The 14,655-nt window shown below is 39.0% G+C and carries 15 protein-coding genes and 1 pseudogene; 3 read left to right on the top strand and 13 right to left on the bottom strand.

Annotated features, from left to right (window positions below):
• Positions 1-68 precede the first annotated feature (68 nt).
• Both AC0L3Y_RS17745 and AC0L3Y_RS17740 read left to right on the top strand, forming a co-directional pair.
• On the top strand, positions 69-455 hold the full coding sequence (locus AC0L3Y_RS17745; protein ID WP_473467095.1) for a YqaA family protein: 387 nt from the start codon (positions 69-71) through the stop codon (positions 453-455).
• A 36-nt stretch (positions 456-491) separates the two neighbouring features.
• Positions 492-1,283 carry an SPOR domain-containing protein gene (locus AC0L3Y_RS17740; protein ID WP_473467093.1) on the top strand — a complete coding sequence of 264 codons (792 nt, stop codon included), beginning with the start codon at positions 492-494 and terminating at the stop codon, positions 1,281-1,283.
• A 73-nt stretch (positions 1,284-1,356) separates the two neighbouring features.
• Here AC0L3Y_RS17740 and AC0L3Y_RS17735 read toward each other — a convergent pair whose 3' ends face one another.
• The 4 genes from AC0L3Y_RS17735 to AC0L3Y_RS17720 form a co-directional block, all read right to left on the bottom strand.
• Positions 1,357-1,686: a hypothetical protein gene (locus AC0L3Y_RS17735; RefSeq protein ID WP_473467090.1), complete on the bottom strand. Its 330-nt coding sequence runs from the start codon at positions 1,684-1,686 to the stop codon at positions 1,357-1,359.
• On the bottom strand, positions 1,658-1,936 hold the full coding sequence (locus tag AC0L3Y_RS17730; RefSeq protein ID WP_473467088.1) for a hypothetical protein: 279 nt from the start codon (positions 1,934-1,936) through the stop codon (positions 1,658-1,660). The genes AC0L3Y_RS17735 and AC0L3Y_RS17730 overlap by 29 nt, the downstream gene beginning before the upstream one ends.
• A gap of 186 nt (positions 1,937-2,122) precedes the next feature.
• Positions 2,123-2,281 (bottom strand): hypothetical protein, encoded by a 159-nt coding sequence (locus AC0L3Y_RS17725; protein WP_473467087.1) that lies wholly within the window; start codon positions 2,279-2,281, stop codon positions 2,123-2,125.
• Entirely contained in the window at positions 2,275-2,442 is a 168-nt protein-coding gene (locus AC0L3Y_RS17720) for an Lrp/AsnC family transcriptional regulator (RefSeq protein WP_473467084.1), read from the bottom strand. Before AC0L3Y_RS17720 ends, AC0L3Y_RS17725 begins: the two co-directional genes overlap by 7 nt.
• A gap of 275 nt (positions 2,443-2,717) precedes the next feature.
• Between AC0L3Y_RS17720 and AC0L3Y_RS17715 the strand changes: the two genes are divergently transcribed.
• Positions 2,718-4,610 carry a methyl-accepting chemotaxis protein gene (locus AC0L3Y_RS17715; RefSeq protein WP_473467081.1) on the top strand — a complete coding sequence of 631 codons (1,893 nt, stop codon included), beginning with the start codon at positions 2,718-2,720 and terminating at the stop codon, positions 4,608-4,610.
• Positions 4,611-4,724: 114 nt separating this feature from the next.
• Here AC0L3Y_RS17715 and AC0L3Y_RS17710 read toward each other — a convergent pair whose 3' ends face one another.
• From AC0L3Y_RS17710 to AC0L3Y_RS17670, 9 genes and pseudogenes are all read right to left on the bottom strand, one after another.
• A complete protein-coding gene (locus AC0L3Y_RS17710) occupies positions 4,725-6,077 on the bottom strand; it encodes a YdgA family protein (protein ID WP_473467079.1) in 1,353 nt (450 codons plus the stop codon).
• A 247-nt stretch (positions 6,078-6,324) separates the two neighbouring features.
• Entirely contained in the window at positions 6,325-7,035 is a 711-nt protein-coding gene (locus tag AC0L3Y_RS17705; RefSeq protein WP_473467077.1) for a TRAP transporter large permease subunit, read from the bottom strand.
• Positions 7,036-7,085: 50 nt separating this feature from the next.
• A pseudogene (locus tag AC0L3Y_RS17700) lies at positions 7,086-7,568 on the bottom strand (TRAP transporter large permease subunit); the annotation flags it as partial.
• 26 nt (positions 7,569-7,594) lie between these two features.
• Positions 7,595-8,128: a TRAP transporter small permease gene (locus tag AC0L3Y_RS17695; protein ID WP_473467075.1), complete on the bottom strand. Its 534-nt coding sequence runs from the start codon at positions 8,126-8,128 to the stop codon at positions 7,595-7,597.
• A 96-nt stretch (positions 8,129-8,224) separates the two neighbouring features.
• The gene (locus AC0L3Y_RS17690) at positions 8,225-9,214 is read right to left on the bottom strand and encodes a TRAP transporter substrate-binding protein (protein ID WP_473467072.1); all 990 of its coding nucleotides are present in this window, start codon (positions 9,212-9,214) and stop codon (positions 8,225-8,227) included.
• 59 nt (positions 9,215-9,273) lie between these two features.
• Positions 9,274-10,239 carry a hydroxymethylglutaryl-CoA lyase gene (locus AC0L3Y_RS17685; RefSeq protein WP_473467069.1) on the bottom strand — a complete coding sequence of 322 codons (966 nt, stop codon included), beginning with the start codon at positions 10,237-10,239 and terminating at the stop codon, positions 9,274-9,276.
• A gap of 9 nt (positions 10,240-10,248) precedes the next feature.
• On the bottom strand, positions 10,249-11,484 hold the full coding sequence (locus AC0L3Y_RS17680; protein WP_473467065.1) for a CaiB/BaiF CoA transferase family protein: 1,236 nt from the start codon (positions 11,482-11,484) through the stop codon (positions 10,249-10,251).
• 120 nt (positions 11,485-11,604) lie between these two features.
• Entirely contained in the window at positions 11,605-12,492 is an 888-nt protein-coding gene (locus AC0L3Y_RS17675; protein ID WP_473467063.1) for a LysR family transcriptional regulator, read from the bottom strand.
• A gap of 347 nt (positions 12,493-12,839) precedes the next feature.
• A complete protein-coding gene (locus AC0L3Y_RS17670; protein WP_473470647.1) occupies positions 12,840-14,450 on the bottom strand; it encodes an NAD(P)/FAD-dependent oxidoreductase in 1,611 nt (536 codons plus the stop codon).
• Positions 14,451-14,655: the final 205 nt, after the last annotated feature.

Here is a 14,655-nt window from a genome sequence, read left to right as displayed (position 1 = left end):
AAAATGACGAGAGTAATGCGTTGACTTATTGTTTTGTATTTTTGATATCTTTCTTATCGGCAACCATTTTGCCTTTAGGATCAGAAGGCGCATTGCTTTACTATGCGAGTGATACGACACTTTCAGTGTTTTGGTTATGGTTATGGGCAAGTATTGGTAATACCTTAGGTAGTCTTACTAATTGGTTACTAGGTTTATATTTACTTCGCTACGAAGACAGAAAATGGTTTCCAGTCCAAGCTGAAACTCGTCAAAAAGCGGAGCAGCTTTTCAATCGCTATGGCGTCTTTAGCTTGTTATTTACTTGGTTACCTGTTGTTGGTGATGGGATTGCTTTAGTATCAGGTATATTGCGTACATCTATTTGGTATTTTTTACCTTTGGTTTTAGTTGGTAAAGCTGTGCGTTATGCTTTAATTTTATGGGGACAACATTTACTATTTTCAGGCTGGTAAGTGAAAGCTTTAATGATGTAGATAAGGAATTAAACAATGAAAATATCCCAAAAACTGGTCTTGGTTGTGGCTGGACTATCATTAGGTGCTTGCTCATCTACTGGTGAAAAAAATACCTTTTTGACCTATGACGAATTGCAGAACAAAGTGCTTTCACATGATGAACAATGGCAAAGCGTACAAGAAAGACTAGATAAAATTGATGCGTTAGAGGCCGAAGTTGCTGCATTGAAACAAGACAAAATGGTAGATTCGGACTCTGATAGCATGATGACTGACATGGACAGCAAGGCTTCCTCTATGGAAAGTAATGAAACCATTATGTTAGTTGATGAAACTATACCTTCTGATAACATGTCTTCGGAAAATATGGTTACTGCTGCACCTCTTTTATCTGAAAATACAACATCTGAAAATGGTTTAGTAGAAAGCGATACGACTGCAGGTAATGCTATAGCTACTGCTCCGATGGCTAATATGTCAGAAGAGCCTATTAATGCGGCTTCTATTGCTGAAGCTCCTATAGCTACGAAAAATAAAGTAGCGGATGTCAAAAAATATGAATACGGTGTTCAGGTCGCATCTTATTCTAATCGAGATGAAGCAATTCGTGGCTGGGCTGTATTGAACAAAAAAGACCCAACATCTTTTAAAGGTTTGGAACCCTTAGTGAACCAGAAAGATGTTAATGGCCGCACTATGTATCAATTAAAAGTAGGCCCATTTTTAAGCAAATCTTTTAGCAGTGACTTTTGTAAAATGCTGAAAGAGAAGGGCAAAGACTGTTATGTAAGTCAGTATAACGGTGATGCCTTTACTGCAAACTAGATTTATTACAATTCCTTATATCTGAAGCCCCAAAAAATAAGGCGCACCCATTCGGATGCGCCTTATTTTTCGTTTATCTTACCTCGCCCTGAAATAGGAAACCTTGCTGTGCGAAACAGTTTATAATAATTTGAGCTTGTTGCTTAACATCAGGTGAGTCTATGGTTGTGCGCATTTGATTAGCAAGAAAACGCTCTGCAAGATTATTAATTAGAGCGTCATCAGCTTCAATATTTATCTTGGCGAGGGTGTAATATAACCAAAACTCTGGGACTAACATTTCTTCCAATGTTGGTGTTTCAATGTCTGTTAGTTTACTTGTTAGATTGGCCTTAAAACTACCTTCAGGAAAGGAAGCGTTAAAGTCGGTAATGTTATTCTGGTTGATGAGAAAGTAGTTCATCAAGATTATCTTGAAGAAAAACGAACTGTTCCATAATAAAGTCTGCAGAGGTAAGGTTTTGCTCTACCAGTCCTTCATTAAAGCTCGCGAAATCCATAAAGAATAGATTACTAAACTTATCCAACTCAGTCATGAAGGTAAGATCACTGACTTTATATTCGTTATAATTAAATTCTTCTGCAAGATAGCCCATTTTTAAAGTACCAAGCTGGGTTTCTTCATCCAATGTCATCTCGATTAATATAGGCAAGTTAGATGCTGTAATGTCTGTCCTGATGGTTACCGTTGTGGCGCACTGGGGCAGCGCTCTCTAAACCTTCCTTTACTGTCATTCTTTAGAGTCTTTTTCTTTAAAAAGGTCTTGAACCAATATAAAGCGTTTAAGGTCATTAAACTCAGTGTTAAAAGGTTGTTTTTGAATTGCGTATTGGCCTTCTTAGCGCCGCTGAATAATTTTCAATGTTTCCGCTAAATAGTTATTTTTACTGCCTGGGTTTTTACTGCCTAGATCATCATTTTCTAGATTACGATCTTCTTTGGTTTTCACCTGTACAAAAACGGATACGCCAAGCCTTAATTTATCCGCGTCTAACAAAGGACGTGACGTTTAATAAAGCCAGCTTTTTCAAGTTTTTGAATACATCTCCAACAAGGCGTTTTAGATAACCGAACTTGGTAAGCTATTGCTTCTGTTGAAATATTATCATTACTTTGAAATAAGCTGAGTAGTTGTAAGTCTATGTCGTCTAAGTGCATTTTTTACTTAATTTTTTGGACGTTATGAAATATTTTTCATGTTGTTACCTTTTTATCTGTTTGCTGTCACTTGATTCCTCGTTTGGAAAAAGAGGAATGGCAGTTTTGAAAAAGTGTTAAAAAAACATTAAGAAACATTAAAAAACATTTATTTTTCAAATAAGTCTTATATTTATTCAAGGGAGTTATCTGTTAAAATCCAATTTTGACCGATAGGTCAGTATTTATTTTCAGAGCTTTAATAAACCAAGCCATCAAGAAAGGGATTCAAACAAGTGTCTTTAAAATTACGTCTTATTTACGCCTTCGTAATTGTTGTTTTAATAACAACAATTTCTATGGGGGTGCTGAGTTTTTATCAAGCTAGGTCTGTGATGTTAGATCGTACTACTAACACCGAGTTGCCTGCACAACTTACTCAAGTGAAAAATGAAGTCGAAAACCAAATTGAAACCTTAGCAACTAATGCTGAGATTTTAGCAAATAACCCACTAATTCTAGATTGGGCTAAAAATGGTTACTCCGAGTCTGGTGAAGAAAGTGTTATTGAATTATTAAAAAATATTAAAACGCAATTAAGTCTAGATACCGCTTCTTGGGCAGATAGAGAAACAGCAAAGTATTGGAATCAGGATGGTTTTTTACGCACCATGGATCCTGAACGAGATGGTTGGTTTTATAAATTCACTAAGTCCTCTAGCAGTCAAAATGTAAGTGTTTACCGCAGTAAGACCAGTGGGGAAGTGAGTCTGTTTGTAAACTACCAAAATATAAATGGTCGTGGTTTAGCTGGCTTCGGAATGGATCTAGGACGAATGACGGAATATCTAAACAACTTCACTTTTAATGGTAGTGGCTTTGTTTATTTAATATCTCAAGATGGCACATTGAAAGTGCATCGTGATGAAGAGTTGTTAGAAAAAACCAATGTAGTAGATTTATACGGTAAAAAAGTAGGTGAAACGCTTTTGAAACAAGACGACTTAAACATAGTCATGTCTGAAAATTCCGTTTTAGCGAGTCAGTATATTCCTGCAATGGGCTGGATATTAGTAGCAGAGATTCCAAATGAAGCGGTGTTTGGTGGTGTTTCATCTATGGGGCGTTCATTGCTCTTAATGGGCGTGTTATTAAGTATAGTGACTATTGTTGCCGCTTTTTTAATTGGCACAACACTTGTTAAGCAATTAAGTGTGGTAGCGAATAACCTAAAAGAAATTGGTGAAGGTGAAGGTGATTTAAGTCATCGATTACGTGATGATGGCCCTGTTGAATTAGCTAATATCGGTAATGGTTTTAATAAGTTTGTCAGCATTATTCATAATTTAGTGAAGCAAGTTACCCAAACAAGTCGCCAACTAAACCAAGCCTCCGGACAAATGTTAAGTTCAGCCGATATTATGCTGAGCGACGCTAGGCAGCAAAGTGAACGTACTTCTATGGTAGCCTCTGCGATACATGAGGTTGAAGCGTCTGTAAGAGAAGTTTCAGCAAATGCAACAGAAGCGGCTAATATTGCAAATGAAGTAGAGCGGGAAGTGAGCGATGGCCTGAATGTGGTTTCTTCAGCGAAAAGAACCGTAGAAAACTTAGCTCAAGAGAGTGAAAAAACGGCGAAAATCATCGAAGATCTTGCTCAAAACTCAGAACAGATTGGTGGTATTCTCGAAGTGATTCGTAATATTTCCGAGCAAACTAACTTACTTGCTTTAAACGCAGCAATTGAATCTGCACGTGCTGGTGAACAGGGTCGTGGCTTTGCAGTAGTGGCCGATGAGGTTCGTAATCTTGCTAAACGTACAGCTCAATCAACAGACGAAATTCAAGTTATGATTGATAAGCTGCAGACTGAATCTAGAAAAGCATTAACAGCATCAAAATCTGGCCAAGAAATAGCTGTTGAAGGTGTTGGCTCAATGAAGGTTGCAGAGCAATCTTTGAATAGTATTGCTCAACAAGTTAATGCAATGAATAAAACGAACCAACAAGTTGCGTTAGCTACTGAACAGCAATTATTGGCGATTGAAGATGTGGCTAAAAATGTAACAGGTATTCAGAACTCGGTGGAAACAAGTGTGACTACTGCGAATGATTTATCTGGAAACAGTAAAGCACTGAGAGACTTGTCTTCAACCTTAGATAAGCTAGTTGCAGGCTTTAAAGTATAAAGTGTATGAAAGGATAAGCAGTTAGTTTTTAGATAAACTGGGTGTTAATCAATTTTCTAGCTATAGAAAATGAATTCATTGGATGGAGGTGAAAACCCCCATCCAATGAATTTTTTACATTAATGGGAAAGGTCGTCCATTAATATCTCCTTGCCCATCTTGAATGGTGATTTTACTGCGATATTGGTTGCCGTCATGGAATAGGAAACCTTGCTGTGCGAAGTTGTTGATAATAATTTGAGCTTGTTGCTTAACATCAGGTGAGTCTATGGTTGTACGCATTTGATTAGCAAGAAAACGCTCTGCGAGATTATTAATTAGAGCATCATCAGCTTCAATATTGATCTTGGCTAGGGTGTAATATAACCAAAACTCTGGGACTAACATTTCTTCCAATGTTGGTGTTTCAATGTCTGCTAGTTTACTTGTTAGATTGGCCTTAAAACTACCTTCAGGAAAGGAAGCGCTAAAGTCGGTAATGTTAAATTCTGGTTGATGAGAAAGTAGTTCATCAAGATTATCTTGAAGAAAAACGAACTGTTCCATAATAAAGTCTGCAGAGGTAAGGTTTTGCTCTACCAGTCCTTCATTAAAGCTCGCGAAATCCATAAAGAATAGATTACTAAACTTATCCAACTCAGTCATGAAGGTAAGATCACTGATTTTATATTCGTTATAATTAAATTCTTCTGCAAGATAGCCCATTTTTAAAGTACCAAGCTGGGTTTCTTCATCCAATATCATCTCGATTAACATAGACAAGTTAGATGCTGTAATGTCTGTTCCGATGGTTAGCGAGTCAATAGAAAAATCCGAAGTACTATTATAGAAGCCACCTTTTAGTATTGTTTCTAAGCCTGCTTCCATTTGCATTGATAGTGCGATGTTTTCTGCTTTGACTGGCTGATAAGAGTCATCTACATTTACTAGTGCTAACAAACCTTCATACGAAAATGAGTCGCTAGTAATCTTTCCTGCGCCATTGTAACCACTAAAAGTTAGGTTTTTTTCAGTATTTGAAAAAGCAGGAATAGTGTCTTCTATTTTGATGGCACCATCAAACTCACCAACGGCAGATAATTGATACAGAGGTTGAGCATCATCCCATGTAAGGATATGGCGTTGTTTATCACCTGCAATCTTAAGCTTGGCTTCGTATAAACCTATGACTCCTTGGCTTGAGAATAAAAGCGGGCCGTACTGTGCATCTAACACAAGTTCCACTTCGATATTTTCATTTTGGAGTGTTGGTTCATACATACCAAGGTCAAAGCCAAACGAGATAACATATGTGGAACCAAACCAAGAAGATTCAGTTGATTCAATATCGGCTATATAACCTGGAGTTTTATTGATTTTATTAACAAGTGTCGTCACTTGATCTTGAAATTTAGGGGCGATGAATTTAGGTGTGACAAGACAAACAGCGACGAGCGCGAAAGCAATCACAGCAAGGATTTTTTTCACTGGAAGTTCCTTTTCATGGGATGAATTTGATGGGCGGATAATACAGGTTAATAAAGATAAAATACAAAGAAGATGTATGGTTTTGACCTTGTTTCATATTATTTGTGCAAATGCCTTTTATAAAATTCTTGTTATTATAAAAATAAAATATATGGCTTTTGAGCAATCCTTAGGGGAAGAATATTAAAAATAATTTCATCATCCAGTCACTGAACCCAGTGGCTGGATGATGATTAAATGCCTAAATTTAAAGATAAAAGGGGACGTAGAGTGCGATGGCGGGGAAGAAATAAACGGCCAACAAACAACCCAACATAATGAGAATAAAAGGCCAAACACCTTGCATTATCTCTGATGATTTTCCACCAGACACAGATTGGATGACAAATAAATTGAGTCCAACCGGAGGTGTAATTAAGGCACATTCAATCATGATAACAAAAATGATAGCAAACCAAATTGGATCTATGCCCATCATACTTAAAGAGGGGTATAGCACTGGCATCATAATTAGTAGCATGGATATAGATTCTAGGAAAAATCCCATGATGAGTAAGACAAAACATATGACAGCAATGAATAAACCTACTTCAGATATATTTTCACTTACTAACATCGAAATATCTTGAGGGATTTGATACAGGGTAATGGCTTTCCCAAAGACTTTTGCACCAGCAATGATGAGAAAGATAGTGACAGTATTCTTCATCGTGCTCATGGCGGCAGCCTTGAATTTTTCAACGCTAAAGGTTCCCATCAAGATAACAATAATGAGTGAAACTGCAACGCCTACGCCAGCTGATTCTGTTGGTGTGAAGACGCCAGTGTAAATTCCACCAATGATAATGGCAGCAAGTGCAATAGTAGGTAATGCCCGTAAGCTGGCACTTTTACGTTCCGCACCAGAAGCTTTTTCACTTGGAGTGTATTCTTTACTAAAGCCGCGAAAAAGAAGCAATAAACAATGAAACTACCAGCCATTAATAAACCAGGTACTATACCTGCTAAAAACAGATCAATAATGGATTCTTCAGTAATAACACCATAGACAATCATAGGTATTGAGGGTGGGATTAATATACCTAATGTGCCACCGGCAGCAATTAATCCATAAACAAAAGGTTTGTTGTAGCCCCGGTCTGTCATTTCTTTGATGGCAACATTACCTATAGTCGCAGCCGTGGCAACGGAAGATCCAGAAATTGCCGAAAAAATGGTACATGACGCTATGGTTGCAATACCTAGGCCACCAGGCCAATGACCAACCCAAGACTGTACAGCTCTAAATAAGTCCTTCCCTATGCCACCCTGTAATAAGATATTAGACATTAGCAAAAATAATGGGACTGATAAGAGAATAAAACTATCAAAAGATGAATAAAGAGCTAGAGGCGCCATGATCGGTGAAAAACCGCCCAATAGCAGCATGCTTAAACCTAATCCGCCAAGCGCAAAAGCAACAGGGACACCAATTAGTAAAGCGAGAATCATAATAACCAGTAATAGGATAATCGTCATTATAGTGAAACCTCTTCGTGTTCTTGGTAGTCACTGCTAAACAACAGAAATATTTCCATGATAGCTTGGAGTGTAAGTAAGCCGAAGCCAATGGGAATGGCTGATTTTGTTGCCCATAACGGAAGTCCTAGCATACTAGCCGAAGATGCTCCCATCTCAATGGATTCTTTTAATAGACCAAAACCATGGAAAGTAATAAAACCAGAAAAGAAAATGATGGATAATAATGCGACGAAGTCAGACAATTTTTTTGCCTTTTCTCCTAGTGTATTGGTTAAAAAATCAATTCGAATTAAGGCTTTATGGTGCAATACCCAACTTGCTCCTAAGCATGTTGCCCAAATTTGGCAAAGTAATGAAAGGTCTTCTGACCAAATAGTTGGAGCAGTAAATACATAACGAGCAACCACTTCATAAGTGATAATAGCTGCGATGATAACGAATAGCGCCGCAGATAACTGACCACAGAATTTAATTAATGCATGATTAATGCGAACCCAAGGAGCATGATGCTGCGCCCTGTAAGTGGACAAGTCTTTTTCTTTTTTTCATGTTTGGACATAGCCAATACTCCAAAAAACAACGAAACATCGCGGAACACTTAGTGTTACCGCGATGTAATTTAACGCTTAAAGGTCTTCTGCGGCTTGGATAACTTGAAATCCTAAAGGACCAGCGTTATCTAAGAATGTTTCTTTTACAGAAACTGTCGCTTTACGCCAAGCGAGAATGTCGTCTTTATCGAGGTGGATAACCTTCATGTTCTTTTCAGCGTTTGCAATGGCATCACTTTCAATAGTTTTGATTTTATCCCTTAATTGCTTCTCTACTTTACGTGCAGCGTCTGTCAGTACTTTCTGATTAGCTGGCGTTAAAGATGCCCAAACTTTTTCATTGATTACTGTTAGGAACTCAATGTCAGCATGGTTTGTTAGGGTAAGGTAATCCATAACTTGGTAAAGTTTACGTGGTCCAACGGCAGAAACCCCCGTCATACCAGCATCTACTGTACCGCGTTGGTAAGCTAAAAATTGCTCTGAACCTGCCATTGAAGTTGGAGCGCCACCTACGGCTTTAACGAATTCACCAAGTGTTTTACCAAAAACACGAACTTTCATCCCTTTCATGTCTTCAGCGTGTTTAACTGGCTTATGCTTAGAAAGTAAGGCTACACCGCCATAGGCTTGCCACCATAGAGGGCGGGTTCCAGTTTTTTGGATTGCTTCATCAAGTAGCATACGTACAGGGCTATCTGGACGGGTCGCTGCTTCTACCTTGTCTTGTGAAGGGAACATGAAAGGTACATAGAAAACATCTACAGCAGGAATTGTCCCCGCAAGTTGAGAAAGACTCATTACACCCATTTCAATCGCACCAGAGCTAACAGCTTGATGAACTTCACTGTCTTTAAACAACTGAGCAGAAGGGTAGATCTTGATTTTAATATCACCATTACTTTTTTCTTCCACTTCTTTTTTGAAGTCGATTAAGTTTTGTCCAAGGTGATGTTTAAGGGGTAATTGTAGTGAAATTCCTAATGTTGTTTCTGCAAATGATGGCAAAGATGCCATTAAAGCAGATGTTAATAAGCCAGCTTTTATAAGAGTTTTATAATCCATGATAATGTCCTATTTTTTTATTATAAGTTTTTATTGTGTTACAACGACTAATTATTACTTTAGTGCTTTTCATTACGAGTTTTAAGGTCAATAACACTTTGTGATAAAGGCCTTGTTTCAGTACGTAATCCTGCTTTGGCTACTTGTCCTGATATATCGTGTCCTAATAACTCAGGTAATTCTCGAGCCATATCTATTAAGATTGGTAAATTGACACCAGTATTTAAACCAATTGACTCTAGCATGTGGACAAGATCTTCAGTGCAGATATTGCCAGTAGCTCCTGGAGCGAATGGACAACCGCCAATTCCACCTAATGATGCGTCTAATTGGGTTATGCCAGCAGACAAGCCTGAGAGTGCATTGGCAAGTCCCATTCCACGTGTGTTATGTAAATGTAGAGTGACATCAAGAGTAGGGAAAACATCTCTGACTTGAGCGCATAATTCATAGACTTGGCGCGGGGCTGCCATTCCTGTGGTATCTGCAATGGAGATACTATGAATACCAATATCAAGATATTTTTTGATAACATCAATGACCTGTTCTGGCGGAATAATACCTTCGAAAGGGCAACCGAAAGAGGTTGCTAAGGAAGCATTGATTCGAGTATCGCTACCTTCCATTAATCCACAGATACGCTTAAATTGAGCTAATGATTGCTCACATGTCATGCGCATATTTGATAAGTTATGAGATTCACTGACAGACATAACTAGATTGACTTCATCTGCCTTTGTAGCTAAGGCACGTTCTGCACCTTTTTCATTTGGTACTAAGGTGACATAAGTAACCTCTGGGTTACGAGTGATACCCTGCATAACTTCTTCAGCATCTCGCAAATTAGGAATGGCTTTAGGCGACACAAAAGACGTTACTTCAATTTTATTCAAGCCGAGTAAAGATAAGCGGTCAATCATTTCGATTTTTTTATCTGTCGGAATAAAAAGAGCTTCACTTTGAAAACCATCACGGGTTGCGACTTCGTTAATACGCACCTTGGTGGGTAGATTCTGCATAAACATAATCGTCTCCTAAATCACGCCATTTGCACGAAGTGTTGATAGCTTATCTGCATCAATACCTAGTGAACCTAATACTTCTTCAGTGTGCTCACCAAGTTTTGGCCCTAACCATTGTGTTTTACCTGGTGTAAGACTGAGCTTAGGCACTATGCCTGGTAGTGATATTTTGTCGTCCCCCGAAAGAGGGTGTTCAACAATCATTTCACGAGCATGGAAGTGTGGATCATTATAGATATCTTCAGCATTGTTAATGCCACTGGATGGAACGGCAGCTTTTTCTAGAATATCAAGTGCTTCTTTTAGAGAATGTTTTGATGTCCAAGCTTGAATCGCATCATCAAGTTCACCCGAACGTTTAGCTCTGCCATCATTTTGTGCTAGTTCTGGGTCATTGGCTAAATCTGGTCGATCCATGGCGTTCATAAAGCGTTTGAAAATACTGTCACTATTAGCGGCGATAACAATATAGCGCCCGTCTTTACTTATGTAAGAGCCTGATGGCGCAATACCTGGCATACTGGCTCCAGTACGTTCACGGATAAAACCGAACATGCCATATTCAGGAATAAGACTTTCCATTACACCAAATACAGACTCATATAGAGCTACATCAATAAACTGGCCTGTTCCTTTGTTTACTTTCAAATGATGCATAGCCATCATGGCTCCGATAACGCCATAAAGAGAGGCTAGTGTGTCCCCAATACTGACCCCTACACGAACCGGTGGTCTATCTTCATAACCAACAAGATGACGTAAGCCACCAATGGATTCTGCGATAGCCGCAAAGCCTGGGCGAGAAGAGTAAGGACCATCTTGACCGTAGCCAGACACTCGTAACATGATGAGCTCAGGTTTGATTTCAGAGAGTTGTTCCCAACCGAGGTTCCATTTCTCTAATGTACCAGGACGGAAATTTTCGATAACAATGTCAACGTCTTTTACTAAATCATGAATGATGGCTTGAGCATCAGGAGACTTCAGGTTTAGAGTGATAGACTTTTTATTACGGCTTTGTGAGTACCACCAAAGAGAGGTGTCTTTGTACATTTTTCGCCATTTTCGTAATGGATCACCACTTCCCGGCGGTTCAACTTTAACAACCTCTGCACCGAATTGAGCGAAAATACTGCCTGCGTAAGGGCCTGCGATGAGAGATCCTAGTTCTAAAACACGTACACCTTTTAAAGGTAACTCGGATTCAGAGTTTTTATCTGTGTTAGATGACGAGTTGTGTTGGCTCATGCTCGTTTCCCTTGTCTGTTTTTTTGTAATTGTTAATACAATCATCATTTAAACGAAGGCAAGTGCAAAGCAACTAAATGTTAGGTTGCCATCTCTTTAAGATATGGCTGTATGTTTCGGCTATGTAGTACGCAAATGAGTCAATAAATGGTGGGCAGCATCGAGTAATTGGTCTGTACTTCTTATACAAATTTTTAATTCACGGTGTGCCCATGTGTCTAGTAATGGTAAGGCCTCAATACGAGAAGCTTTAAGGTATGGTCGAGCAATATCTATAGGCATTAAACCGATACCAAGGCCAGACTCAACCATTCTAGAAAGAGCCTCATAACTGGTGACCTGAATACGCATGTTAAGGGGAAGGTTGGCATTTGTAGCTGCACTGATCATCTGATTATTAATAGCACTTCCTGTGTGTAAACCGACATAGTCATACCCTAAAGAGTCTACAAAACTGATTTCTTTATTTTGTGTAAGAGGGTGACCAACTGGTGTGATGACCACTAACCTGTCTGTTTTGTAAGGATAAATTGAAAGGTCTGGGTACTCCTTAGAAGCTGTGCTAACAATACCTATATCTGCGGAGTTCTCTGCTACAGCGCGAATTATTTCACTACTGATTTTTTCTTCTAGATGAATTTGGACTAAAGGGTTCTGATCCAAGAAAGAGCTTAGCTGTTTCGGCAGGAATTGACTGATGGCAGAAATATTTGCCACCATTCGTACCTGTCCACGGACACCATGAGAAAATTCATTCATTTGATTATAAATGTCATCTAACTGATGTAGTACGCCGCGAGACATTAATAATAAAGCTTGACCTGCTGGGGTTGCAACAACGCCTCGGTTGTTACGAATCATTAATGGTGTATGAAGTAATGTCTCTAATTCTTTAATGCGTTTTGACACAGCTGAAGCGGCAATAAAGTTAAGTTCAGCGGCGCGTGCAATTGAACCTTGCTCTATAACGCAGACAAATAATCGTAGGGAAGTTGGATCAATCTTCATTGATAATGTCATCCATTTTTATTTTTATAATGTATTTATTTAGAGGGACTAAGGCTTAAAAACATCTCTTTTATATCAAATTTTGCTCTTTTTATGTCGTTTTTGCTGTTTTATCTATGATAAAAATATAAACATGTTGTCTCAACTTCATTTTCTCGCATATTACTAGCATGCATGCTGTTGAGAATACCATTTTCTATAGCTAAACTTTTTGAGTTTAAGAAGGGGAGCTTAAATTATTGAAATGCTGGCAAGATAGGTAATTGGAAAAGTTTATACTTCGAATTTAGGATTTATATCTAACCTAGATCATAAAATGAATGATCTAGGTTAGATGCTTTAACTAGCTAAGCATTTTTTGCATTAATGCTAAGTGCCATTGCCTCGGCAATTTTAATACCGTCTATGGCAGCAGACATGATCCCCCCAGCGTATCCTGCACCTTCGCCTGCTGGATATAAACCTTTAGTATTAATGCTTTCAAAGCTTTCTGGATCACGTTTGATACTAATTGGCGCAGACGTTCGGGTTTCTACACCAGTTAACAGTGCATCATCAAAGGCAAAGCCCCGAATTTTTTTATTAAACGCTGGAATCGCTTCACGTATTGCTTCGATACAAAAGTCAGGTAAAGCATCAGCAAGGTTAGTTAATTTGATACCGGGCTTAAAAGAAGGAATGACACTTCCAATGTCTTTCGGTGTTTCATTTTTGAGAAAAGCACCAACCGTTTGTGCTGGCGCATCGTAGTTGCTGCCGCCCATCACGTAAGCCAGACTTTCAAGTTCCCGTTGGAACTCAATACCCGCCAAAGGACCTCCCGGATAATCAGAAGGATCAATACCGACAACAATCGCGCTGTTGGCATTGCGTTCGTTACGTGAATATTGGCTCATGCCGTTGGTTACGACACGGTTTTCTTCTGATGTAGCCGCAACAACGGTGCCACCAGGGCACATGCAGAAGCTATAAACAGAACGACCGTTCTTACAATGGTGAACTAATTTATAGTCCGCTGCGCCCAAAATTTCGTTGCCCGCATTTGGGCCAAAGCGTGCTTTATCGATAGCCGATTGCTCATGCTCGATTCGAAAGCCAACAGAAAAAGGCTTGGCTTCGATATAGACACCTTTCTTGTGAATCATTTCGAAAGTGTCACGGGCACTGTGACCGATAGCGATAGCAATGTGTTTGGAATGCAATTGTTCGCCGTCAGCAAGGGTAACGCCTGTGATTTGTCCATTCTCAATGTGCATATCATCAACACGAGCGCTGAAACGAATCTCGCCGCCTAGCTCAATGATTTGAGCGCGCATTTTTTCCACCATGGCAACCAATTTAAAGGTACCTATGTGAGGTTTACTGACGTAAAGAATCTCGTCTGGTGCGCCAGCCGCAACAAATTCATTTAACACTTTTCGGCTGTATTGTTTGGGATCTTTGACTTGGCTATATAGTTTGCCATCAGAAAAAGTTCCTGCGCCACCTTCACCGAATTGTACGTTGGATTCGGTATTGAGTACTTTCTTACGCCAAAAACCAAAAGTATCTTTAGTACGTTCACGAACTTCTTTACCACGTTCTAAAATAATCGGCTTATAACCCATCTGAGCCAGTACCAATCCAGCCAATAAGCCACAGGGACCAAAACCAATCACAATAGGGCGTTCAGTCAGGTTTTCTGGTGCTTGAGCCACAGGGTGATAATTTAAGTCTGGGGTTTCTTTGATTTGCTGGTGATCTGCGAACTTTTCTAATAATTCTTGATTACACGTGGTGTCGATATCCAATGTATAGATCAGCATGATGTTAGTTTTTTTACGGGCATCATAACCACGGCGAAACACATTAAAACTAAGCAATTGCTCTGCTGAGATGTTTAGCATAGACAAAATGCTGTCTTTTATTGCTGTGTCATTGTGGTCAAGAGGAAGTTGGATATTAGAAAGTCGTATCATAGGAATCAATATAGAATGCTGGGTCAATGGCTAATAAGTGAGGATAATACGATATTTTCACTGAAAAAGCTGTTATCAAATAGTCGTCTTGAGCTTTTTATCGAAGACATATTTAATTTGTTTTGTGAGAGTGAAATCGAATATTAATAAACTAAGCCGATGTATTTTTTGCTATAAAGGCCTTTGAATAAGCTCCGTTTTACCT

This window comes from Marinomonas sp. GJ51-14 (genome assembly GCF_055808695.1).
The sequence above is the reverse complement of the archived record's forward strand: the minus strand, read 5'-3'. Positions and strand labels throughout refer to the sequence as shown.